This is a genomic window from Enterococcus lactis (assembly GCF_015751045.1).
GTDB classification, from domain to species: Bacteria; Bacillota; Bacilli; order Lactobacillales; family Enterococcaceae; genus Enterococcus_B; species Enterococcus_B lactis.
Genome location: NZ_BNJW01000004.1, coordinates 33,800 through 57,278, shown reverse-complemented (window position 1 = coordinate 57,278; position 23,479 = coordinate 33,800). Strand labels below are relative to the sequence as shown.

Below are 23,479 nucleotides of genomic sequence, written 5' to 3'. Positions count from 1 at the left end.
AAAAGAAGATTGAATGAAATATATGTTATTTAATTTAAGTCAAATAAAAATAATTGTTATTTTAAACTGATGAAAATCTTTCGCGTAGTTAATAAAAGAGAAGGTTCACACTTATCTCTTTTTAAAATAAAAAAAGGGGGACCGAACGACTGTCGCCTTGTTGCTTGTTCAAGTATGTTTCAATAGTCACTCGTGAGACACTTTAGGCACTCAAAAAAGGGAGCGGATACAAAATGAAGAGAAATGTGAAAAAGATGATAGCAAGTTCATGTACACTTATTGCCTTGAGCAACTGGATCGCACCAATCAATGCCGTTAGTGCGGCTGATCCAGCCGCTTCTTTCTTCTAAACGATGAAAAAAATCTATCGCTTCTTTTTTCTATTCACAGTCACCAGTTTTTTATATGCTATTTCTTTTGCTGGAACCGAAATGATCAAATCAGCGATTCCAGAAATCCATTCATCGATCATCATCGAAGCAGCGAGTGGTGAAGAAAATCAGCAGGAAATGTACCAGACGATTGCGAAATATGCTAGAGAAAAGCAATTGGATCTCCATAAGATCCTCTTTCGAATCGGCAAAGATGGGGAAACGTATAAAGATATCTATACGTTTGGTAAAGAAGGGTATTCGACCTATAGCTTTTCCCCTATAGCATCCGATTATCCTATCAATTTTTATGATTCTTCGAAACTATCTACTGAAGAAGTACTTGGCGGTTATATGATCACAGAGGAACCGCCTGCCAATATGATCGAAGAATTTTATGATATGGGGATGGAAATAACGATTGAAAGGGCACAATGGCCGCTTTATCTAGCTTCAGGTTTGCTATTAAGTATCGGTCAATTGTTCTGTATGCTTTTCTTGTGCTTATTCTTAGCTCTATTATTCTATAAGTCCTCTATGAGAAAGAAAGTCGGGATTCTCGAAACACTTGGACGAAGCAAAGCAAAACTAGTGTGTAAAGATAGTTTGATAGATGCGGCCATCTTCACGGTTATTTTAGCTGGCTTTGCATGGTTTTATCCCTATCTGCACTTTCTTTATCCCCAGATTCTGTTATGGGGGATCGTTGGAATCATCATCATGCACATATCAAGCAGCTGGGTGATTTATTCATGGGGATCGATTGCTGATAAAATAAAGGGACAGAAACCGTATAGATGGCTGTCCTACACGAATCACCTTATCAAGGCCGCCTTGCTTATATTTATCGTAGTAAGCGGGAATATGATCTTGTCTAGTATGGATGAGAACAAACAACTAGAACAGCAATTAGCTTATTGGAATGACATTCCTGATTATTATCACTTGAGATTTAGTAATATCACGACCAAATTACCAGATAATTCTAGAAATTTTACGAGAGAAGAAAGAAAAAAAGAAGCGAAAAGGATCAATCAGGACATGCTTCCTTTATTAGAACGAGCAGAACAATCAGGTGGGATCCTTTTGAGGGATAATGAATTTGGCCATACGAGTGACGTTCTTACCTACATTCAAAATGATGCTTATTGGTTAGTCAACCATAATGCCGTACACGAATTGAAAGTCAAAGATATACACGGAAAACCAATCTATCCATTAGAAGATGCCTTCTTCTATGTGTTGATCCCAGAAAATAAAAAGCAATACACGGATCTGATCGTTAAAATGGCAGAAGATGAAATCACTTTTTACCAAAATTCCTTCGAGTATGAACAAGACGAGTATCAGGGGGAATTAAAGGTGATCTATACCCAATCGAATCAAATCATCTTTAATTATAATTTTGATTTACTTGAGAATATCTTTTCTTTCAATCCGATCATTGTGTCCATTTCTTTGCCTTTGATCCAACCTAATATAGAGATATGGATAAGTGAGGTATCGAACGGCTCCTATTTGTTTCGAAATGGTCGAGAAGTTCAAGTGTTTATTGAAGAGAATGGCATTGAAGATGATTTTTACGGCCTAACATCTGTGAAAGACAGAATCAGCGAAGTAATTGCAAAAGCGCGTTCAGAATTTTACACAGCGCTAGTCGTCTTCTTACTGATTCTTATCAGTTTTGTTGCTATTGAACTATATGCGAGCATGATTTATGCAGAAGTAAATAAGAAAAAATCATTTTTAGCGTACATTACTGGTAAACCGCTGTTCCAGCGTCACAAAACTTACTATTTCATGACGGCGGGGATATCTTCAGGTGTTTTAGGGATCTTACTCATATGGCAGAAGGACTTATGGCCGATTGCACTGGCTGTATTCAGCTTTGAGCTGTTTTTGCTACTCCCAACGACTTATCTATCTGAGAAAAAGCAACGGCTGGAGGTGATCAAAAATGATTGATGTTAGAAAAATCACAAAAAAATACAAAGAGAAAACGATTTTTGAACACCTTTCTTTTTCTGTGCCCGCGGGTTCTATGCTTGCCATCACAGGAGAAAGTGGGATAGGTAAAACGACTTTATTGAATTGTTTAGGCCAGTTGGAAACGATAAATGAAGGGGAAATCTTGATCAATGGCCAAAAAATCAGCCGAAAAAACAGAAAAACATTTTTTCGGGAACAAGCTGGTTTTTTATTTCAAAACTATGCACTGATCGACAACGAAACAGTGAAGCAAAACTTGACCTTGGTCTCAAAAGAGGAGCAGAAAATCAAAGAATCCCTCGAAAAATTTCAGGTAGACCATTTGATAGACAAAAAAATATTTCTCTTAAGCGGAGGCGAACAGCAGCGAGTAGCTCTTGCTCGTTTATTTTTGAAAGAACCAAAGATCATCTTTGCAGATGAGCCAACAGCCTCTCTTGATCAAAAGAACAAAGAAATCGTTCTTCATGCACTACAAGAACTGAATGCAAAAGGAGCTACGGTCCTTGTGGTCACCCATGATCCAACATTGGCAGCAGAATTCGATCATGTGTTGGACATGAATGAATGGAAGAAATCAATCCAATAAACCTTATTTATGTGTTTATTCTGTTGGTTTTGTCTGATAGTTTACCAGTGATTGGAAGTGATTGGACTGTTTTTTTCAATCGTTTTATTGAAAAGTCATCAGCCAAAGATTCACCCACGATGGATAAAATGGTGTGTTCATTTTGCTCCTTTTTCAAGTGTTACTAACGGTGATTCTTCTATTGAGCATTCATGTTTCAGAGGTTCAGCTAGTACCCGCCCAAGAAGTCATTGAAAACATACGAGAATAAGGGATTGTACAAAAAAAGGAATGTGACAATAGTCGTGTCACATCCTTTTTTTGTATGAACAGTATTCAATCAGCTATTCCACGGTATTCGTTCAAGAAACGGCAAAATATGAGAAGCTGTCTTTCTGTTTATTTCTCTAATACTCCAAACTAAACGGCTTTTTCACAACCTCTCGTCAATCACTAGGATTATTAAAGCTTTACTTACCTTTTACCCGAACCATTTCAAATTTAACAAAAAACCAGTATAATAAGGAAGTATCGAAAAAATATCCATAAAAGGAATGTGGAAAATGGACAACCAGCTGACAAAAGAACTAAAAGAAAATTATAACATCGTTTTTCACGATCTAAATTTGCTTGAACAAGCTTTTACCCATTCATCCTATGTGAATGAGCATCGCAATCTGCAATTATCGGATAATGAACGACTTGAATTTTTAGGAGATGCCGTTTTAGAATTGATGGTTTCTCAGTATTTATTCCGTTTATATCCTCATTTGCCAGAAGGAAAATTGACAAAAACACGAGCAGCGATCGTTCGCGAAGACAGCTTATCGAAATTTGCCAAAGAATGTCACTTTGATCAATATGTTCTGTTGGGCAAGGGAGAAGAGAATTCAGGAGGACGTACGCGACCAGCATTGCTTTGCGACCTATTCGAAGCTTTTTTAGGCGCGTTATATCTTGACCAAGGATTCGACACGACCCATGCGTTCATCGAAAAAGTGATTTTTCCTAAAGTCAAAGCAGGTGCTTTTTCACATGAGATGGATCATAAAACAAAATTGCAAGAAGTCTTGCAAAAATCAGGTGATGTATCGATCGAATACCGATTGATCAATGAAGAAGGTCCAGCTCATGAACGAGTATTTTGGATCGAAGTTTACGTAGATGATCAATTGATTGGCACTGGACAAGGAAAATCGAAAAAATTAGCAGAACAAGCTGCGGCGGAAAATGCATTGGCAGCACTGTAAAAGTAAGTGAGGGAAAGCTTTGTATTTGAAACGAATTGAAATAGCCGGTTTTAAATCATTTGCAGACAAGACAGTCATTGATTTTGAAAACAGCGTCACAGCAGTGGTTGGACCAAATGGCAGCGGAAAAAGCAATATTACAGAAGCTATCCGCTGGGTATTAGGAGAACAATCTGCTAAAAGTTTGCGAGGCGGAAAAATGCCGGATATCATCTTTGCCGGTTCCGATACCCGTAAGCAGCTGAATATTGCAGAAGTCACAGTGATTTTAGACAATAGTGATCATTATCTGCCATTGGAGTACAATGAGATCAGTGTAACCCGCCGTTATCGACGGACTGGGGAAAGCGAGTTTTTCATCAATAAACAAAGCTGCAGATTAAAAGATATCCAAGAATTGTTCTTAGATTCTGGATTAGGAAAAGAATCGTTCTCAATCATTTCTCAAGGAAAAGTAGAAGCGATTTTCAGTAGTAAACCGGAAGACCGTCGTGGGATCTTTGAAGAAGCAGCTGGTGTGTTGAAATACAAGCAGCGGAAAAAGAAAGCAGAACAAAAGCTTTTTGAAACAGAAGACAACCTCACCCGCGTCCAAGACATCATCCATGAATTGGAAGAACAGTTAACTCCTTTGGCCGCCCAGAGTGAGGCAGCAAAGGAGTTTTTACGGCTAAAAGAAACACTGACTCAAACCGATGTTTCTTTGATGGTTGCTGAAATCAAGACAGCAAAAAAAGATTGGGACAACAAACAAGCACAGCTTGCGAAATTCAATCTAGAATTAGGCAAACTATCTGAGTCGATCCAAGAACAAGAATCCATTTTGGCGAAGCAGCGTAAAGAAAATGCGCAAGCCGACCGTCTGATCGAAAAAAATCAGCAAGTATTATTAGATCTTTCGGAAAAACTGAAGCAGACAGAAGGACAAAAAGATGTTTTGCAGGAGCGGACAAAGCATACACAAAAAAGCTCGCAAGAATATCAAACTTCATTAGCAGAAGCACAAAAAAAGGTTAAACATTTTGAAAAGCTTCAAGAAAGCTTGATGAAAGAAGCAGCAGAAAAAGAAACAGAGATCCAAAAAGCTGAAGCAAATCTCATAAAAACACAGCAAGAATTAGAAAAATACCAAAAATCAACGAAAGAATTATTGGCAGAACTAAGAGATCAATATGTTGATTTGATGCAAGAACAAGCAGCTGTAGGAAACGAACTGAAGTATCTGGAACGTCAATATGTACAAGAAACAGCAAAAAGCAAGCAGACGTTAGCCAAGCAATCGGAAGTAGAAGCATCAGTAGATCGATTGATCTTACAAAAAGAAGAATTGACACAAAAGCAGGCGCAGCTAAAATCATCTTTAACTGAAACAAAAGAGAAGTTAGAACTGATCCAACGAAACGGGAAAAAGTTCCAAGAAGCATTAGCAAAAGAACAGCCTAAAATGTATCAATTGATGAATCAAGTCCAGCAGCTGCGTGCTCGTCAGAAAAGCCTTCAAGAGATCCAAGAAAACTATTTTGGTTTTTACCAAGGCGTTCGATTGGTCTTGCAGCATAAACAGCAGCTTTCCGGTATTGTCGGAGCAGTGGCTGAACTGATCGACGTCCCTGCAGATTTCACGTTAGCCATTGAAACAGCTTTAGGTGGAGCAGCTCAACATGTCATCGTTGAAAATGAAAAAGATGCTCGGCAAGCCATCACGTATTTGAAACAGCAAAGAGGAGGAAGAGCAACATTCCTTCCGCTGACGACAATCAAACCAAGACAGTTACCAGCTCATATATTGACACAAGCAGCAGCTATAGAAGGGTTTATAGGGATTGCCAGTGAACAAGTTGCTTATCCTGATCAAATCCAAACAGTGGTTCAAAACCTGTTAGGAACGATTCTTTTAGCAAAAGACTTAACTAGTGCCAATGCGATCGCGCAAACGATCCGCTATCAATACCGAGTGGTTTCCTTAGAAGGTGACGTGATGAATGCCGGAGGATCCATGACAGGTGGAGCGAACAAACGAGGAAACCAAGGCAGTTTGTTTGTACAAAACCAAGAATTGAAACAGTTGACTAGTGAATTCGAAGAAGCAGATAAACAACTTCAAGTGCAAGAAAAGAAAGTTCAGGAGCTGCAACAAGAAACAGCTCGTTTAGCCGAAGAACAAGAAATTTTGCGTACACGAGGCGAACAATTACGTTTCGAAGAACAAGAAGCGACAAATCAGTTGCAAAACATCATAAACGAACTTGAACGTTTTGAAAAAGAAAAGCAAATCTCAACTTTTGAGACACGTGAGCTACAGCAGTTTATCGAAGATTACGAAAAACAAACGAACGAGTTGAAAGACAAACAAACAGATCTTGAAACGCAACGTCAACAAATCGACGAAGAGATCAAATCTTTAAGTCAAGAAAGTGACCAGATGGAAGCCAGAAGAGCACAAGTGCAAAGTCAAAAAGCACAAGAACAAGCAGATCTTGCTGTCTTGAAAGAGCAGTTTAATCATCTGCAGATCCAGCTCCGCGGTGCCCGGGTCCAAAAAGCAGAGGCAATCGAACGTCAAGAAGCGATAGAAAAACAGTTGGCGACATTGACAGCAGACTTTTCTGATCATGAAGTCACAGAAGAAAGTTTGGAAAAACAAATTAACGAATTATCTGCTCAGCGAGAAACATTGAAAGCTGAGTTGGCAAAAGCCAAAGAGCAGCGAGATAGAAGGCAGAGGGAAATCGATGAGCTTGAAGCAGTCTTGGCAGAGCGTAATCGTGAGCAAAAAGCACGACTGTCGGAACAATCCAAATTAGAAGTCCAAAAAGACCGAGCTGAAATGATTTTAGATAATCATTTGACCTATCTGCAGTCAGAATATCAGCTGACATTTGAGAAAGCTTCCCATGACTATCAAGAAACAACCGATATCGAAGACAGCAGAATAAAGGTTGCCTCCTTAAAAGAACAAATTGAAAAGCTAGGACCAGTAAACTTAAATTCAATCGAACAATACGAACAAGTCAGTGAAAGACATACCTTCTTAGCAACACAGCGAGATGATCTGTTAGCAGCGAAAAACCAGTTGTTTGAAACGATGGATGAGATGGATGATGAAGTGCGGACAAGATTCAAAGAAGTATTTGAAGCTATCCGTCAAGAATTCAAAATTGTCTTTCCTAATATGTTTGGCGGCGGTAAAGCTGAATTAGTATTGACAGAACCAACGGATCTGCTGAAAACAGGTATTGAGATTGAAGTACAACCTCCTGGCAAGAAACTGCAAAGTTTAAGTTTGCTTTCCGGAGGAGAACGAGCACTTACAGCCATTGCGCTGCTCTTTTCTATTATCCGTGTCTGTCCTGTTCCGTTTTGTATCTTAGATGAGGTAGAAGCAGCGTTAGATGAAGCAAATGTGAAACGTTTTGGTCGTTACTTAAGCGACTTCCAAGATGACACACAATTTATCGTAGTCACACACCGCAAAGGAACGATGGTCGCAGCAGATGTACTGTACGGAGTGACGATGCAGGAATCCGGTGTATCAAAAATCGTTTCTGTACGGATGGAAGATATCAATGAAGAGGCGAAAATCAACGAAACGAAAGTGTAGGAACGAAAATGATCAAATTAGTAGCAATCGATTTGGATGGTACATTATTAAATGAACAAAAGCTGATTTCAGATGAGAATAAACAAGCATTAGCACAAGCAAAACAGCAAGGGGTCAAGATCGTTCTATGTACAGGACGCCCCTTAGCTGCAATGGCGCATTATCTGCAAGAATTAGGGCTGGTAGATGAGGGTGATTACAGCATCACTTTCAACGGCGGTTTGGTACAAAAAAACGATACTGGTGAAATCATGGAAAAGAAAGTGATGGAAGTATCAGATATCCAACGCTTATACAAATTGGCTCAGCAATTGGATCTGCCACTAGATGTTTTGTCTGACAATGTGGTTTTACAGCTGCCTAGTGCCCCAAGAAAGCAATCCTTGTACAATGTGTTGAATAAGCTGCTGCAATTCCAACCAGCGGATATAAGCGATATTACAGATGAATTTGTGCTTAATAAGGCAGTAATCGCTTATGACCAAGAAGAATTAGATCCTAAAATCAAAGAAATACCAGCAGAATTCCATGAAATGTATGAGATCATCAAAACGAGAAGTATGCTTTTGGAATTTATGCCAAAAGGTGTCACAAAAGCTTATGGTATTTCTTTATTGGCAAAAGATCTTGGTTTGAAACAAGAAGAAATCATGGCAATCGGTGATGAAGAAAATGATTTACCGATGATCCAATACGCTGGTCTAGGCGTAGCGATGGAGAATGCTGTGCCTTTCGTCAAAGAAGCAGCAGATTTTGTGACAGCCAGCAATGAAGAAAATGGCGTAGCCAAAGTGATCCAAAAATTTGTATTAGAGTAGGGGGGAGTCAAATGGGATTTTTTGATAAAATCAAGCGTGCTTTTACTGGCGAAGAGAAAACGGAAGAAGTTGAAGTACAGGAGAAGTACGACAAGGGTTTAGAAAAGACGCGTAAAACATTTGGTGAACGGATGAATGAGCTGTTTGCCAATTTTCGAACAGTCGATGAAGACTTTTTTGAAGAATTAGAAGAAACACTTATCGGGGCAGATGTAGGTTTTGAAACAGCGATACGAATCACCGAAGCGTTACGTCAGGAAGTGAAACTCAGAAATGCGAAAAAATCGGCAGAAGTTCAAAATGCGATCATCGAGAAACTTGTGGATCTCTATGAAGCGGAAGGAATCAATGAAGTAAATGAACTAAATATCCAAGAAGACGGACTAACAGTTATTTTGTTTGTCGGCGTCAATGGTGTAGGGAAAACAACAAGTATTGGTAAACTTGCCCATCAGTTCAAAAACGAAGGTAAAAAAGTGTTGATGGCAGCAGCAGATACCTTCCGTGCTGGAGCAATCGACCAATTAGTTGTCTGGGGCGAACGCGCTGGTGTTGAAGTTGTTCGTGGCAATGCAGGCGGCGATCCAGCAGCTGTCGTATTCGATGCTTTGGAAAGAGCAAAGACAGAACAGGCAGATGTTTTACTAGTTGATACTGCAGGCCGACTGCAAAATAAAGTGAACTTGATGAACGAATTGGAAAAAATAAAACGAGTAATCCAGCGGGAATTACCAGAAGCACCCCAAGAAACACTACTTGTATTAGATGCAACAACTGGTCAAAACGCGATGGTTCAAGCAAAACAATTCAAAGAAACAACAGATGTGACCGGTCTTGTTTTGACAAAATTAGATGGTACAGCAAAAGGCGGTATCGTACTTGCTATCCGTAATGAATTGCATTTACCAGTGAAATTGGTTGGGTTGGGTGAAGGAATCGATGACTTGGAGCCGTTTGATCCAAACGATTTTGTCGTTGGATTATTCAAAGGATTGCTAAAAGAAGAATAACCCATGTCTAAAAAGCAGGAGCTGTGACAAAAGTTGCAGCTCCTTGTTTGAATGATTATTTTTAACATAGCTGTGTTTTTGATGCCTTCATTTTTATACTTATTTGTAAGCGGTTCTCAAACAATTTCGTTCTTTTTCTTAGACTTTTTGATTATAATTAGATTCATATGAATTGGAGGTCACTTAATGATGAATTTTAAGCAATTATTATTGCATGACAATGCGCGCCCTTTTATCGACCAAGCTCGATTTGGTATAGAACGGGAAGGACAGCGGGTTGATCTTGCAGGAAATCTAGCAAAAACCGATCATCCAGCAATCTTTGGCGATCGATCTTATCACCCCTATATCCAAACAGATTTTAGCGAAACACAAACAGAGATGATCACCCCTGTTACCGATTCTATTCCCGAATTATTTCAGTATCTGGCTGCTGTTTATGATGTGACTGCTCGTTCTATACCGAAAGAAGAGATGATCTGGCCATTAAGTTTGCCACCTGCCTTACCGGAAAAAGACGAAGAAATCATTATTGCAAAATTAAAAAATTTCGAAGATGTTTTGTATCGACGTTATTTAGCAAAAGAATACGGGAAGCGAAAACAAATGGTAAGCGGCATCCATTTCAATTTTGAATTTGGTGACGAATTGTTAAGAACATTGTTCAGCCATCAGGAAGAATTTCAGGATTTTTCTGAATTCAAAACAGAACTTTATTTGAAAACAGCGAGAAATTTTTTACGCTATCGCTGGATGATCACTTATTTATTTGGTGCTTCACCGATGAGTGAGAAAAACTATTTTATAAATGAATCGCATCCGCAAGAACCTGTTCGCAGTATTCGAAACAGTGCGCTAGGCTACACGAATCATCCAAATGTGAAAGTTTCCTATGCTTCCATGAAACAGTATTTAGCAGATATTGAGCGAATGATCGAAGAAGGGAAACTTTCGGAGGAGAAAGAATTTTATACACCGCTTCGTTTCCGAGGCGGAAAGAAAGTCGCAGATCTGGCAAAAACAGGCGTTCGTTATATTGAATTGCGGAATATCGATCTGAACCCTTACGCAAGGCTGGGAATCAATCCGGAACAAGTTCGTTTCTTACAATTATTCCTGATGTATATGCTATGGACAGAAGAAAAAGAAGACAGTGACCAATGGGTGGCAGAAGGTACGACTCGAAATAACAAAGTAGCACTAGAACAACCATCACATCAGACTGAATTTCATCAAGAAGGTAAAGAAATCCTTGAAGGGATGAAGCAAATGCTGGTTGAATTGGATTGGTTGGATTCTCTTTATTTAGTGGAGGAAGCATTGACTCAAATGGATCATCCCGAACAAACGTTAGCAGCGAAACTCTATCAAGAAGCACAGCTATCGAGCCAGCAAGAAGTTGCTGTGGCATTGGGGCATCAATATTATAAAGAAAGTCATGAACGTCCCTATCAGTTGGCCGGTTTTCGCGAAATGGAACTTTCTACTCAGATATTTATGTTCGATGCCATCCAAAAAGGTGTCCAAGTCAAAGTATTAGATGAGTCGGATCAATTTTTGCGTCTGCAATACCAAGACCATGTAGAATATGTGAAAAATGCAAACATGACAAGTAAGGACAGCTATATCGTTCCACTTATCATGGAAAACAAAACAGTAACGAAAAAAGTTTTAAAAGAAACTGGGTTCCGAGTACCAGGAGGCGCAGAATTTTCATCCATGGAAGAAGCCGTAAAAGCTTATCCAAGATTTGCCGATCAGGCCTTTGTGATCAAACCTAAGTCCACAAATTACGGGTTAGGTATCACGATTTTCAAGGAAGGGGCTGATCTGGAGGATTATCAAGCAGGATTGGCGATTGCTTTTCGTGAAGACAGCTCGGTTTTAGTAGAAGAATTTATGCCGGGAACGGAATATCGTTTCTTTGTAATTGATGGAGAAGTCCAAGCCATCATGTTGCGAGTCCCTGCTAATGTTATTGGTGACGGTATCCGAACAGTGAAAGAACTTGTTGAAGAAAAAAATAGTGACCCTTTGCGTGGAACGAATCATCGTGCACCGTTGGAATTGATCCAATTAGGCGAATTAGAACAATTGATGTTGAAAGAACAAGGGTTAACGATCGAATCAGTTCCTCAAGCCAATCAAATTGTTTATCTAAGGGAGAACTCAAATATCAGTACGGGCGGTGATTCGATCGATATGACGGATGAATTTTCTGAAGCTTACAAAAAAATCGCCGTTTCTGCGGTAGAAGCACTAGGAGCTAAAATCAGTGGTATTGATTTGATCATACCAGATAAAGAAATCGATCCTACAACCGATAAAAAAGCATACGGGATCATCGAAGCAAATTTCAATCCAGCGATGCATATGCATGTTTATCCTTTTGCAGGAAAAGGCAGAAGATTGACGATGAATGTATTGAAATTGTTATATCCTGAAATATTTTAAACGAAAAAGCTTTTGACAGATTGTCCTATTTGTTGTCAATCTGTTCAAAAGCTTTTTTGCATGTAAAAATTTATGTGTTTTTTCGTTTTAAAATAAACGATCCCAGAAGCTTTTTTTCTTTTTTGGTTTTTCTTTTTCAGCTGGCGAAGAGTTTTCTTCTGGGTATTTTTTTTCGATATCGATCACAGGTTCATTTACTGCTTCTTTTGCTGTTAAGAGCAATCCGAATTCCTCAGGATTTGCAGTGACGTGATCGTTGACTACAGTGAAACGGCTATTGTTTTTCGTTGCTAGCTGGATATATTGGTTTTGGACAGAAAGGGGTAGAGCCCCATTCAAGAGTATGGAAGCATCTGGATGTTTTTTGAGTTCTTTTAAAAAGTTTTCTTTGTTTTTCGGTTGGATCATTTCAGCAACAGTCATACTAAGATAGCAACGTTCCCTGAATGTCCCTAAATATTTATGCTGTTCTTCAGGGTTCACTAAAGGTGTACCATAAAGTCCCTTATCCAAATGGCTTTTTACATCATCTTGTGCCATAAAAAATACCCTCCTTCTTCTCTTTGTCTTTCTTACGATTATAGCATATTCCCAATAATACCTAAAACATATGAAAAAGCGGTTGCTTTTGTTCAACGATTCACTTAAAATAAGAATGAAAATCATTCTCAATTAGAAAGGTGGATTGGATGCGCTACGGACGACTAGTAGCATTATTAGTTATTTTAAGTAGTATTTCATTGTTCATTGGAGTATCGAATGTACAATTGTCAGAATTGCTCCAGTTAAATGGGCAAAGTTTACAAATCTTGCTAGCGACTCGTTTGCCGCGAACGATTTGTTTGATCCTTGTGGGAGCGACTAGTAGCATTTGTGGGTTGATCATGCAACATTTGACCCAAAATAAATTTGTTTCACCGACGACTGCGGGCACGATGGATAGTGCGCGTTTAGGTATTTTAGTGGCCATGATTTTCCTACCTGGGGCATCCTTGATTGTCCGATCCTTGACTGCATTTTGCTTTGCTTTCGCAGGAACATTGCTTTTTTTATCCCTTACGCGATTGTTCCCCCAGAAAAATCAATTGATGCTTCCGTTGATTGGGGTCATGTTAGGGAATATCATTGGTTCAGTTGCTACTTTTTTTGCTTATCAATTCCAGTTGGTACAAAATATGACTTCGTGGCTTCAAGGGAATTTTGCGACTGTGATACGTGGAAATTATGAGTTACTGTATGCTGTTGTTCCATTGCTGCTCTTGGTTTGGCTATTTGCTTACCGATTTATGATCATTGGTCTGGGCGAATCATTTGCAGTAAATTTGGGAATAGATTACCAGAAGATGCAGCTTTTAGGTATTGGCTTGGTTTCATTGGCTAGTGCAGTCATGTTGATCATGGTAGGAAGCATTCCTTTTATCGGAGTGATCATTCCGAATCTTGTCTCTAAAATATATGGAGATCAAGTGCACAAAACCATTGGCGTAACTGCTTTAGCAGGTAGTTTGTTCTTAGTATTTTGCGATCTTGTCGCTCGCGTGTTGATTTTTCCTTATGAAATACCAGTCAGTGTGATCGTTGGAATCATCGGTGGGGCTATCTTCCTTTATCTTCTGATAAGGGGGCGACGATATGCTTAAAAAGCCGTCTATTTTTATTGGTATGCTTGTTCTAGTTCTATTTGTTACAGGAGTGTACTTGACGATCCATACATATGGAAACTGGCATTTTGCGTGGGCATTGAGGAGTAAGAAAATTTTTGCATTTATCCTTGTCTCGCTAGCTGTCAGTAGTGCTACGATCAGCTTTCAGACAATTACGCATAACCAGTTTTTGACTCCTTCCGTATTGGGACTTGAGTCGTTATATGTCCTTGTCCAAACGGTCCTTTTCTTCTTTATCGGAGGAGTGACGATGCTTCAGCAGACAGGTACAGGTTTTTTCTTATTGAACGTTGGGCTGATGGTCGGGTTGAGTCTGTTGTTATTTTTCTTTCTTTTGAAAAAAATGAAAGCAAATCTTTTTTTGTTACTGATGTCAGGGATGATTTTAGGCACGCTTTTTGGTAGTGTCAGTACCTTTTTACAAGTCATCATGGATCCGAATGAATATGATTTGCTTCAAGGGAGATTATTTGCAAGTTTTGGCAATATCCAAAGCCAGTATCTTTTGCCTGCTTCTTTGATCATTATCGGCTGCTGGTTCCTGTTATTTCGATATCGACATGTGCTAGACGTTTTCCATCTTGGGAATGAACAAGCTGTAAACCTTGGGATAGACACAGATCGATTTGAATTTTTGATTTTGTGTTGTGTCAGTCTTTTGACAGGAACATCAACGGCTCTTGTGGGTCCAGTTACTTTTTTAGGGTTTATTGTCGCAAATGTCAGTTACCGTGTATTTTCTACTTATCGTCATGGTCAGCTATTTATCGGAAGTTTTCTGGTAGCTATGCTGTTTCTGACAGGCGGACAGCTCGCAGTAGAGCAGGTTTTCGGCTGGAATACAACAGTGAGTGTCGTCGTTGAATTTGTCGGAGGAATTTATTTTGTCACAAAATTGATTCGCGAAAGGAAGAGTATCCTATGATCGATTTACAAAAGGTCCATAAACTGTACCATGGAAAATCAGTGGTCAAAGATGTACAGTTAACGATTCCTGAAAAGAAGTTGACTGCTTTTATCGGTCCAAATGGTGCTGGAAAGTCAACGGTGTTGTCGATGATCAGTCGTTTGATACCAAAAGATACAGGTGAAATCTATTTAGACCATAACGAAGTAAAGGCTTGGAAATCCAATGAATTAGCCAAAAAATTATCGATCCTACGACAATCGAATGAAATAAATGTCCAAATCACCGTGAAAGAATTAGTAGAATTTGGACGATTTCCTTATACGAAAGGAAAATTGACGACAAGAGATCAAAAAATCGTTCAGGAATCACTGGAACACCTCGGGTTAGAAGAAATAGCAGATCAATCGATTGACACTCTTTCAGGAGGTCAACTCCAACGTGCGTATATTGCAATGGTACTAGCGCAAGACACGGATTATATTTTACTGGATGAACCTTTGAACAATCTAGATATGAATTTTGCTGTTCAAATCATGCAGATTTTGAAAAAGTTAGTACAAGAAATTGGGAAAACGATTGTTATCGTTCTTCATGATATCAACTTTGCTGCAAGTTATGCAGACGAGATTGTTGCAATGAAAGAGGGGCGGTTATTTACGCAAGGAACGACCCAAGAAATGATAAAAAAAGATGTATTGGATGAATTGTACGAAATGGACATACGGATTTGTGAGATTGAAGGCCGCAGATTCTGTCTTTATTTCTAAAACTAACATTAGGAGAGAAGAGATGAAAAAATTAGTAGTAGGTATCTTGATTCTAGCATCATTTGGTTTAGCAGCATGTGGAAATAGTAACAACACCAGTCAGGCAGATACAAAGAAAAGTACGCAAGCTGAAACAGCATTAACGATAAAAGACAGTAATGGCGATCAAATCGAGGTGCCAAAGAATCCTGAAAAAGTCGTCGTATTCGACAATGGTTCTTTAGATACGATGGATGCTCTTGGTGTTGGAGATAAGGTAGTTGGAGCAGCTACGAGCAGCCTTCCTGAGTATCTTTCCTCCTATAAAAAAGTAGAATCAGCAGGTGGGATCAAAGAACCAGACTTAGAAAAAATCAATCAGCTTCAGCCAGATCTGATCATCATTTCTGGCCGGCAAAGAGAGTTTCAAAAAGATCTAAGTCAAATCGCTCCGACTATTTTCCTTTCTTTAGATGCGAAAAAGCCATGGGAATCTTTCCAGCAAAATGTCACTACTTTAGGGGAAATCTTTGGGAAGCAAGAAGAAGCCAAAACTCAATTAGAGGAATTATCCAATGCAATCGATCAGACGAAAAAGAAAGCAGAAGCGTCTGATAAAAAAGCACTAGTCACACTTGTGAATGAAGGGCAATTGTCAGCCTACGGATCAGGTTCTAGATTTGGTTTCATCCATGATTTATTTGGCTTTGAACAAACGGATGATCAAATCGAAGCATCCACTCACGGTCAAAGTGTTTCTTATGAATATGTGCTAGAAAAAAATCCGGATATCTTATTTGTGGTAGACCGAACAAAAGCTATTGGTGGAGACGACAGCAAAGATGATATTTCTGCCAATGAACTGGTAGCACAAACGAATGCTGGTAAAAATCAGCAGATCATCTCTCTTGAACCAGATGTCTGGTATTTAAGCGGGGGCGGTTTAGAGTCAATGAAACTGATGATCGAAGATGTGGATCAAGCATTTAAGTAGAATCAAAAATAATCGAAAAAATTGAACCTACCTCTAAAAGTTAGATTTTCCAGCTAACTTTTAGCGGTAGGTTTTTATGTGTTTGGGAAATCTTTTTTCTTTAATACACAGGTTAAAGTGCTGATTTCACAACCTTTATTCACGCATGTGTCTCAGCAAGCGGTTGATAGTTGATGATCTGCATTTTTCGATAAAAATCGGCAGGAAGCTTACTCCAACGTTTTAATAATTGATAGAAATAACTTTCTTCTGCTTTGATCTTATACTCGCTTAATATCAATCCGAAACTATTCGTTTGTTTTGCAGCTAATTTTTTATAGATATCCAATGCTTTTGTTTTATCTTCATTGACAAAAAGTGTTTTTACTTCAATATAAGAACCCTCGATGTTTTGTGTTTCTTTGATAAAATAGATACTTTTTATATATTCTTTCATAGTGATTCCTCCAAAGAAGTCTTTTTATTTGATAAGTTTACTTTACCGAAGAGTTGTTAATAATCCGTGAACAAAAAGTTATTCTTTTTCCAATAGTTATTAAGGGATGTTTATTTTTTAGAATATACTTTGTTATTTAAGGAATGGATAAGGTTGGACAAATAACAGGTTGCTTTTTGGAGCCTGCTTCGCTATAGTAGAGAAAAAATAACGAAAGAAGCGGATTTAGATGGGAGAAGAAATTAAAACAGACCTTGTACTGGCAGAAAATCAATGGATAGAAACAGAACGACTTATTTTACGACCCGTCACTTTAGCAGATACAGAGGATGTATATGAATATGCAAGTGATGAGGTAACGACACGGTTCCTCTTTCCCGCAAACCAATCATTAGCAGAAACAAGAGCAACTATTGCTACATCCTTTATAAAGGACCCTTTAGGAAAATATGGTATAGAACTAAAAAAATCAGGTAAACTGATCGGAACGACAGATATTCGTGTGAATGACCATAACGGGACTGCCGAAATCGGATATGCGCTCAATTCTGCCTATTGGGGAAATGGCTATATGCCTGAAGCTACTGCTGCTTTGCTGAAACTAGGTTTCGAAAAATTAGATCTTGTAAGGATCTTTGCTACCCATGACGTGAGAAATTCCAATTCGGGACGGGTAATGGAGAAGTTACATATGAAAAAAGAAGGATTGATCCCAGATGCTGAGCGAAGAAATGGCGAAGTGGTTTCTTTAGTGATAAGAGGAATCACAAAATCCGAATGGTTGGCTCTCCAACAAACAAGAAACAGCTAAAACCAGACAAATTAGTTGCATCTGATGAATAAAGTGATTATTCTATGACGTGAGGTGATACAGATGAAATTAGAAGTGACAAAAGAAGCGCAAGAAGTATTGAAAAATAAATTAGAAGCAGATGATCAACTTTTATTAGATATCGAAAACGGCGACGGTCCATTTGCAGAAAGCCAAGTCAGTTGCCAATTAGACACGGCATTTCGATTGATCATTGTTAAAAAAGATACACAAAAAGATCTAAGTCTTTATTCTGTAGTGGCTGATACACCAGTTGGACCAATCAAAATCAAAGACAGTGCAATACTTTACATGGATGATCCATCAACACTTGCTTTAGAACCAACTTACAATAGTTTACAATTAAAAGGACCAAGCGGTTTGAGAAAAGGCAACTTGCAAGTTGTTCGAAAAGACTAGAGGGATAAAATGGGAAAATTGGCGATCATCAGCGACTTACATGTGGACATCAATAAATTCGGCGAATCAGAGCTGATGCAGCTTTGGCAAGTTTTGCAAAAGCACAAGATCACTCGGCTTCATCTAGCCGGAGATACGGCCAATAAAGTAGATCGATGCCTAGCTGTTGTCGAATTTTTCGTCAATAAAGGATTATCTACGACCTTTCATTTCGGCAATCACGAGTTGGCAGATGTGCCCAATGAACAGATGATGGACCATTTTCCAGACCCACATTTTTTAAATGAACGGTATATTGCTTTAAATGAGCAGACCGTTCTTTTAGGGATGAATGGCTGGTACGACTATCAGTTTTCCGAATTGAAAGATTACGATGCAATCGTACGAATGAAACGTTTGTATTGGTATGATCGGTTCATCCAGCGTGGGAAAACAGATCTCGAGGTCAATGCAGAAATGCTTGCAGCTGCAAAAAATTTGCTAGACCAGTTGGAAGCAAAAAAGCTTGAGGTCATTCTATCCACTCATTTCGTTCCTAAACGAGCATTTATCGTGTATCAATCTGCTCCTTATGAGCGTTGGAACAAATTAAATGCGTTTTTAGGATCAGAATCATTCGGGAAATTATTAGACCATTACTCAAATATCAAGCAAGTAGTTTTTGGTCATACGCATCGGCGGTTCGAAGATCAGTTGATCCATGGAGCAATTTATAGTTGTCGACCATTCGGTTATTATTATGAATGGCAACTGACTCGTGATTTTGTTTTGAAAGAACAGTTGTTAGACAGCTATGATCCTATGAAATTACGTGTACTCTTGCGTGCCCATCATCCAGCTTTCCAGCACTATCAAACACAACATTTGCAAGAGGAATTTGAACAAGCGATGACGATCATTTCGTATTGAAAGAAACAGTTATACCTATGTATGTTTAATTGATTAATAAACACATTCCATAAAAACAAAAAAACTTGGTACAACATTCGTGTACCAAGTTTTTTTGTTTTTCTATATCTGTGGCATCATGAGAGAAAGCAATAACGGAAAATTCATTCTATTCAAGATAAATCAAGTCGTCCCTTAGAAGATAATATAGGGATTTTCTTTCCAAATATTTCTTGATCTTCCGCAGTAATCATTGAGTCAGTGATTAGGTAGTCAGCGTCTTTTATAGAATAAAAACTGTAAAAATCTTTTTTATTTATTTTGTGGTGATCAGCAACAATAAATCTCTGTTCAGCAATATTCAACGCACATTTTTGAGTTAATCCTTCGTCTTCATTTGAAGTATAGATAGCAGTTGTATCTAATCCATTTACTCCGATAAAGCTTTTCATCACATGGATTCCTGAAATAAAATCATTTGCAATCGTCCCCACAAATGCACCTGTTTTACTCCGATAAGAACCGCCAATCAAAATCAATTCAAATCTTGGATCATGTTTGAATTTGTCAAATACATGTATGGAATTCGTGATGATCTTGGCATGGTTCACGGTTAAAAACTCATAGACTAGTTCGATGGTTGTACCTGCACCCAAAAAAACAGTCTCGTCTTCGAATATATTCTCAGCAATGATCCTTGCAATCTCCAATTTTTCATTGAGATGGATATGTTGTTTTTCTCGATGGCTTAGCTCAGTAAGTATATCGTTCTTATTGTCTTCAATGATTCTTGCACCGCCATGTACACGAATGATCAGTCCTTTATCTTCTAATTCTTGAAAGTCTCTACGAACAGTCATGTCAGTTATATTAAGTTCATTGACGATGTCTCTTACTTTTAAGAATTTATATTGGCTCAATAAATCCATCAAATACTTTTGACGTTCTTCTTTTATCATTTTTTTCTTGCCCCTCGTTCAAGTCCTTCTTTTATGTCCGAATTAAACATATTATATTTTGAAAATAAAGTCAATTTTAAACAGTAACTCTGCTTTGACAGGAATGGCTTCTTCTTTTATGATATGTTTGGAAGAAACAAAAGCAAACAAAAACAAACAAAGGGAGAAGTCGATGAATAAAGAAGAAGCAGCAATGATTGGATTTGAAGTAGTTGCATTTGCAGGAGAAGCACGATCCAAATTAATGAAAGCGATTGAAGAAGCAGAAAAGAAAAATTTTGAGCAAGCAGAGCGGCTAGTAGAAGAAGCTCATACCAGTTTGATGGAGGCACATAAATCTCAAACACAAATGTTAGCAGCTGAGGCAAACGGTGAATCAATCGAAATCGGTTTTATCATGGTCCATGCACAAGATCACTTGATGACGACGATGTTGTTGAAAGATACGATCAGACATTTATTCAATATCTACAAAAAAGCGTAAGGGGGCAGAAGCAGTATGAAACAGCTGATACAAACAATCGAAAAGATGAAACCTCATTTTGAAAAGATTTCGAATAATCCTTACTTGAGAGCGATTAGAGATGGCTTTATCAGCCTTATACCAGTGATTCTTTTTTCAAGTTTCTTTTTGTTAGCTGCCTATGTTCCAAACGCCTTCGGTTTCCATTGGGATACATCAATCGAAACGATTCTAATGAAGGCTTACAACGGATCAATGGGTATTCTAGGTTTGCTTATGGCCGCTACCGTGACAAAAAGTTTGACGGAGACTTTTAATAATAAACTACCCAAAACCAATCAAATCAATCCAACTTCAACGATGATTGCAGCATTTATCGGATTTGTGATTATTGGCGTGGATGCGATTGAAGGCGGTTTCTCTTCTGATTTTATGGGAACAAAAGGATTGTTGACAGCTTTTGTAGTCGGATTTATTGTCCCAAACATCTATCGTTTCTGTGTCAAAAACAATATCACTGTAAAAATGCCTGAAGAAGTTCCAGGGAATATTTCGCAGACATTCAAAGATCTTATCCCAATCACGTTAGCAACTGTCTTTTTTTGGTTATTCGACTTAGGGTTCAGGCATTTAGCAGGAACAGGATTCTCAGAAAAGATTATTGAATTGTTCCAGCCAATTTTTAGTGCTGCAGATGGATATTTAGGACTGGCATTGATTTTTGGTGCAATGGCTTTTTTCTGGTTTGTCGGTATCCACGGACCTTCTATCGTAGAACCTGCAGTTGCGGCAATCTATATTACAAATGTTGAAGCGAATCTTCAGCTCTATCAAAGTGGTGAACATGCACCACGGATTCTTTCTCAAGGGATCCAATATTTTGTCGCTACTTTAGGTGGTACAGGAGCTACGCTTATCCTAACATTCATGTTTGCTTTTTTGGCAAAGTCGAAGCAAATGAAAACGATTGGCCGTGCTTCTGCTATCCCTGTGTTATTTGGTGTGAATGAACCGATCCTGTTTGGTGCACCAGTTGTTTTGAACCCGATTTTCTTTATTCCTTTTGTGACTGCGCCAATCTTAAATGTGTGGATTTTTAAGTTTTTCGTCGATACTTTAGGGATGGATGGATTTATTTATAATTTGCCATGGACAACGCCTGGACCAATTGGTTTGATTTTAGGAACAGGATTTGCTGGATTAGCAGTTTTATTAGTCATACTATTACTGATCGTTGATTTTTTAATATATTTTCCATTTTTCAAAGCATATGACAATGAATTAGTGGCAAAAGAAAACCTTGAGGAAGTAAAGACTGAACCAATCTTTACAGAAGAACCTCCTATAGCTGAACAAATGATTACAGGGTTAATGGAAGAAGGTGGTCAAAAAAATGTATTGGTTCTATGTGCAAATGGTGCAACAAGTTCTATGTTGGCTAATGCAATCAAAAAAGGTGCTAAAGCTCGAGCTATCGATATTGAATCTACAGCAATGGCTTATGGGCAACACAAAGATTTAATCAATGAATTTGATTTGATCGTTTTAGCTCCACAAATGGCTTCAATGTTTAAAGAATTGGAAGAAGATGTAAAAAATTACAAAACAAAAGCTGTTTCTACTAGTGGAGCGGAGTATGTGGCTTTAGCGAAAGCGCCGAATCAAGCAGTAGATTTTGTTTTTAAAAATTTAATTTAAGGAGGTAGAGAATGAATAAGTTTCCGGAACATTTTGTTTTTGGTGCTGCGACAGCTGCTTTTCAAGCAGAAGGTGCACTATTAGAAGGAAATCGAGGGAAGAATTATTGGGATGATTATTTAAAAGAGCAAGGTATGTTTGATCCAAGTCTAGCAAGTGATTTTTATCATAAATACCCAGAAGATCTAGAATTCTGCCGTGCATTCGGTATCAATGGTCTTCGTATTTCTATTGCTTGGTCACGGATATTTCCTTCAGGTGTCGGAAAATTTGATCCATCCGGTGTTCAGTTTTATCACAAATTGATTGATGAATGTATAGCTAATGGAGTGGAACCCTTTGTCACCTTGCATCACTTTGACACCCCTTTATCTTTGTTCGAAAAGGGCGATTGGCTTTCTCAAGAAACGATTATTGCTTATGTTGATTTTGCGGAGTTTTGTTTCAAAGAATATGGGAACAAAGTAAATTATTGGATCACGTTCAATGAGCCTTGGTCTGTAGTAGCTGGTCAATACATTATTGGTCATTTTCCACCGAATATAAAATACGATCTTCCAAAAGCCATCCAAGCCATGCACAACATGATGGTTGCCCATGCAAAAGTAGTTGAAAAGTATAAAAAGGCGGAGTGCCTAGGGGAAATCGGTATTGTCCACATCTTGGAATCAAAATATGGTATTACCAATCATCTTGAAGATACACGTTCTGCAAGAAAAGAACATATTTTAGCAAATCAATTTTTATTAGACGCTACTTATAGGGGACATTACGCTGAAGATACTTTGGAAAGCATCGAAGAGATTCTTCACGAAAACGAAGGAGTGTTGAAAACTACACGTGAAGAATTTGAGATATTAGCTTATGCAGCTGATCAAATTGATTTTATTGGAGTCAATTATTATGCTAGCCATTTCGTAAAAGCTTATATTGGTGAATCTGCTATCCATCACAACGGTACGGGAGAAAAAGGAAGTAGTCGTTTTGCATTGAAAGGGGTCGGAGAAAGAGTCAATAACCCTGAAGTTCCAACAACAGACTGGGATTGGCCAATTTATCCGCAAGGGCTAGAGGATATGTTGGTCTTTATCAAGGAACGGTATCCAAACTATAAAAAAATCTATGTAACAGAAAATGGAATGGGCGAAAAAGATGTGTTATGTGACAAGCAAGTGCAAGATGATTCTCGAATCGCTTATATTTTCGTACACTTGAAAGCCATTTTAAAAGCTATTGAGCGCGGGGTAAATGTAGAAGGTTACTTTGTATGGTCATTGATGGACGTGTTTTCATGGACAAATGGCTATAAGAAACGCTATGGCTTATTTTATGTCGATTTTAAAAATCAAAATCGATATGCGAAAAAAAGTGCCTATTGGTATAAGAAAATCAGCAACAGCAAATTGCTTGAATAAGGAAGAGAGGTAAG

General features: G+C 38.3%; 20 protein-coding genes. 17 read left to right on the top strand and 3 right to left on the bottom strand.

The genetic code is table 11. The features are described from left to right. Nucleotides 1–353: 353 nt before the first annotated feature. The 7 genes from KFO35_RS03125 to gshAB all read left to right on the top strand — a co-directional run bounded on the left by KFO35_RS03125 (nt 354) and on the right by gshAB (nt 12,061). Nucleotides 354–2,336, top strand: a complete 1,983-nt coding sequence (locus tag KFO35_RS03125; protein WP_156271934.1) for a DUF1430 domain-containing protein — start codon at nt 354–356, stop codon at nt 2,334–2,336. Beyond that, on the top strand, nt 2,329–2,949 hold the full coding sequence (locus KFO35_RS03120) for an ABC transporter ATP-binding protein (RefSeq protein WP_002315514.1): 621 nt from the start codon (nt 2,329–2,331) through the stop codon (nt 2,947–2,949). Before KFO35_RS03125 ends, KFO35_RS03120 begins: the two co-directional genes overlap by 8 nt. A 542-nt stretch (nt 2,950–3,491) precedes the next feature. Continuing rightward, nucleotides 3,492–4,178, top strand: a complete 687-nt coding sequence (gene rnc, locus KFO35_RS03115) for a ribonuclease III (RefSeq protein ID WP_002287896.1) — start codon at nt 3,492–3,494, stop codon at nt 4,176–4,178. A 19-nt stretch (nt 4,179–4,197) separates the two neighbouring features. Next, nucleotides 4,198–7,779, top strand: coding sequence for a chromosome segregation protein SMC (smc, locus tag KFO35_RS03110; RefSeq protein ID WP_156271932.1), 3,582 nt, complete (start codon nt 4,198–4,200; stop codon nt 7,777–7,779). 8 nt (nt 7,780–7,787) lie between these two features. Further along, a complete protein-coding gene (locus tag KFO35_RS03105) occupies nt 7,788–8,597 on the top strand; it encodes a Cof-type HAD-IIB family hydrolase (RefSeq protein ID WP_002287898.1) in 810 nt (269 codons plus the stop codon). Nucleotides 8,598–8,608: 11 nt separating this feature from the next. Next, on the top strand, nt 8,609–9,607 hold the full coding sequence (gene ftsY / locus KFO35_RS03100; RefSeq protein WP_002287900.1) for a signal recognition particle-docking protein FtsY: 999 nt from the start codon (nt 8,609–8,611) through the stop codon (nt 9,605–9,607). Nucleotides 9,608–9,793: 186 nt separating this feature from the next. After that, a complete protein-coding gene (gene gshAB, locus KFO35_RS03095) occupies nt 9,794–12,061 on the top strand; it encodes a bifunctional glutamate--cysteine ligase GshA/glutathione synthetase GshB (protein WP_002315516.1) in 2,268 nt (755 codons plus the stop codon). Nucleotides 12,062–12,148: 87 nt separating this feature from the next. On the opposite strand, the gene KFO35_RS03090 is transcribed toward gshAB, so the two are convergent. Next, the gene (locus KFO35_RS03090) at nt 12,149–12,601 is read right to left on the bottom strand and encodes a YueI family protein (RefSeq protein WP_002315517.1); all 453 of its coding nucleotides are present in this window, start codon (nt 12,599–12,601) and stop codon (nt 12,149–12,151) included. A 149-nt stretch (nt 12,602–12,750) separates the two neighbouring features. Between KFO35_RS03090 and KFO35_RS03085 the strand changes: the two genes are divergently transcribed. The 4 genes from KFO35_RS03085 to KFO35_RS03070 are packed head-to-tail and all read left to right on the top strand — an operon-like array spanning nt 12,751 to nt 16,375. Further along, complete coding sequence (locus KFO35_RS03085) at nt 12,751–13,701, top strand: ABC transporter permease (RefSeq protein WP_002315518.1); 951 nt, start codon at nt 12,751–12,753, stop codon at nt 13,699–13,701. Next, nucleotides 13,694–14,650, top strand: coding sequence for an iron chelate uptake ABC transporter family permease subunit (locus tag KFO35_RS03080; protein WP_070703935.1), 957 nt, complete (start codon nt 13,694–13,696; stop codon nt 14,648–14,650). Before KFO35_RS03085 ends, KFO35_RS03080 begins: the two co-directional genes overlap by 8 nt. After that, entirely contained in the window at nt 14,647–15,402 is a 756-nt protein-coding gene (locus tag KFO35_RS03075) for an iron ABC transporter ATP-binding protein (protein WP_156271930.1), read from the top strand. Before KFO35_RS03080 ends, KFO35_RS03075 begins: the two co-directional genes overlap by 4 nt. 22 nt (nt 15,403–15,424) lie before the next feature. After that, entirely contained in the window at nt 15,425–16,375 is a 951-nt protein-coding gene (locus KFO35_RS03070) for a siderophore ABC transporter substrate-binding protein (RefSeq protein ID WP_002315521.1), read from the top strand. A 139-nt stretch (nt 16,376–16,514) separates the two neighbouring features. Here KFO35_RS03070 and KFO35_RS03065 read toward each other — a convergent pair whose 3' ends face one another. Continuing rightward, nucleotides 16,515–16,811, bottom strand: coding sequence for a hypothetical protein (locus KFO35_RS03065; RefSeq protein ID WP_002315522.1), 297 nt, complete (start codon nt 16,809–16,811; stop codon nt 16,515–16,517). Between the two features lie 229 nt (nt 16,812–17,040). On the opposite strand from KFO35_RS03065, the gene KFO35_RS03060 reads away from it, so the two are divergent. From KFO35_RS03060 to KFO35_RS03050, 3 genes are all read left to right on the top strand, one after another. Then, nucleotides 17,041–17,622: a GNAT family N-acetyltransferase gene (locus KFO35_RS03060; RefSeq protein ID WP_002315523.1), complete on the top strand. Its 582-nt coding sequence runs from the start codon at nt 17,041–17,043 to the stop codon at nt 17,620–17,622. A 63-nt stretch (nt 17,623–17,685) separates the two neighbouring features. Beyond that, complete coding sequence (locus tag KFO35_RS03055) at nt 17,686–18,042, top strand: iron-sulfur cluster biosynthesis family protein (protein WP_002315524.1); 357 nt, start codon at nt 17,686–17,688, stop codon at nt 18,040–18,042. A gap of 9 nt (nt 18,043–18,051) precedes the next feature. Further along, entirely contained in the window at nt 18,052–18,951 is a 900-nt protein-coding gene (locus KFO35_RS03050; protein WP_002315525.1) for a metallophosphoesterase, read from the top strand. Nucleotides 18,952–19,103: 152 nt separating this feature from the next. Here KFO35_RS03050 and KFO35_RS03045 read toward each other — a convergent pair whose 3' ends face one another. Next, nucleotides 19,104–19,889 (bottom strand): DeoR/GlpR family DNA-binding transcription regulator, encoded by a 786-nt coding sequence (locus tag KFO35_RS03045; protein WP_002315526.1) that lies wholly within the window; start codon nt 19,887–19,889, stop codon nt 19,104–19,106. Between the two features lie 172 nt (nt 19,890–20,061). On the opposite strand from KFO35_RS03045, the gene KFO35_RS03040 reads away from it, so the two are divergent. From KFO35_RS03040 to lacG, 3 genes are read left to right on the top strand one after another with little or no spacing between them, the layout of a single operon-like run. Continuing rightward, the gene (locus KFO35_RS03040; protein WP_002315527.1) at nt 20,062–20,373 is read left to right on the top strand and encodes a PTS sugar transporter subunit IIA; all 312 of its coding nucleotides are present in this window, start codon (nt 20,062–20,064) and stop codon (nt 20,371–20,373) included. Between the two features lie 15 nt (nt 20,374–20,388). Further along, a complete protein-coding gene (locus KFO35_RS03035) occupies nt 20,389–22,050 on the top strand; it encodes a lactose-specific PTS transporter subunit EIIC (RefSeq protein ID WP_002315528.1) in 1,662 nt (553 codons plus the stop codon). Nucleotides 22,051–22,061: 11 nt separating this feature from the next. Next, nucleotides 22,062–23,465, top strand: a complete 1,404-nt coding sequence (gene lacG / locus KFO35_RS03030) for a 6-phospho-beta-galactosidase (RefSeq protein ID WP_070703939.1) — start codon at nt 22,062–22,064, stop codon at nt 23,463–23,465. Nucleotides 23,466–23,479 lie beyond the last annotated feature (14 nt).

Excerpts from the sequence above, each read along its gene's own strand:
- KFO35_RS03035 (WP_002315528.1), top strand. The coding sequence starts at position 20,389 with ATGAAACAGCTGATACAAACAATCGAAAAGATGAAACCTCATTTTGAA.
- ftsY (WP_002287900.1), top strand. The coding sequence starts at position 8,609 with ATGGGATTTTTTGATAAAATCAAGCGTGCTTTTACTGGCGAAGAGAAA.
- KFO35_RS03065 (WP_002315522.1), bottom strand. The coding sequence starts at position 16,811 with ATGAAAGAATATATAAAAAGTATCTATTTTATCAAAGAAACACAAAAC.
- KFO35_RS03090 (WP_002315517.1), bottom strand. The coding sequence starts at position 12,601 with ATGGCACAAGATGATGTAAAAAGCCATTTGGATAAGGGACTTTATGGT.
- KFO35_RS03080 (WP_070703935.1), top strand. The coding sequence starts at position 13,694 with ATGCTTAAAAAGCCGTCTATTTTTATTGGTATGCTTGTTCTAGTTCTA.
- KFO35_RS03040 (WP_002315527.1), top strand. The coding sequence starts at position 20,062 with ATGAATAAAGAAGAAGCAGCAATGATTGGATTTGAAGTAGTTGCATTT.
- KFO35_RS03060 (WP_002315523.1), top strand. The coding sequence starts at position 17,041 with ATGGGAGAAGAAATTAAAACAGACCTTGTACTGGCAGAAAATCAATGG.
- KFO35_RS03070 (WP_002315521.1), top strand. The coding sequence starts at position 15,425 with ATGAAAAAATTAGTAGTAGGTATCTTGATTCTAGCATCATTTGGTTTA.
- KFO35_RS03125 (WP_156271934.1), top strand. The coding sequence starts at position 354 with ATGAAAAAAATCTATCGCTTCTTTTTTCTATTCACAGTCACCAGTTTT.
- KFO35_RS03045 (WP_002315526.1), bottom strand. The coding sequence starts at position 19,889 with ATGATAAAAGAAGAACGTCAAAAGTATTTGATGGATTTATTGAGCCAA.
- KFO35_RS03050 (WP_002315525.1), top strand. The coding sequence starts at position 18,052 with ATGGGAAAATTGGCGATCATCAGCGACTTACATGTGGACATCAATAAA.
- KFO35_RS03075 (WP_156271930.1), top strand. The coding sequence starts at position 14,647 with ATGATCGATTTACAAAAGGTCCATAAACTGTACCATGGAAAATCAGTG.
- lacG (WP_070703939.1), top strand. The coding sequence starts at position 22,062 with ATGAATAAGTTTCCGGAACATTTTGTTTTTGGTGCTGCGACAGCTGCT.
- rnc (WP_002287896.1), top strand. The coding sequence starts at position 3,492 with ATGGACAACCAGCTGACAAAAGAACTAAAAGAAAATTATAACATCGTT.
- KFO35_RS03085 (WP_002315518.1), top strand. The coding sequence starts at position 12,751 with ATGCGCTACGGACGACTAGTAGCATTATTAGTTATTTTAAGTAGTATT.
- KFO35_RS03055 (WP_002315524.1), top strand. The coding sequence starts at position 17,686 with ATGAAATTAGAAGTGACAAAAGAAGCGCAAGAAGTATTGAAAAATAAA.
- KFO35_RS03120 (WP_002315514.1), top strand. The coding sequence starts at position 2,329 with ATGATTGATGTTAGAAAAATCACAAAAAAATACAAAGAGAAAACGATT.
- gshAB (WP_002315516.1), top strand. The coding sequence starts at position 9,794 with ATGATGAATTTTAAGCAATTATTATTGCATGACAATGCGCGCCCTTTT.
- KFO35_RS03105 (WP_002287898.1), top strand. The coding sequence starts at position 7,788 with ATGATCAAATTAGTAGCAATCGATTTGGATGGTACATTATTAAATGAA.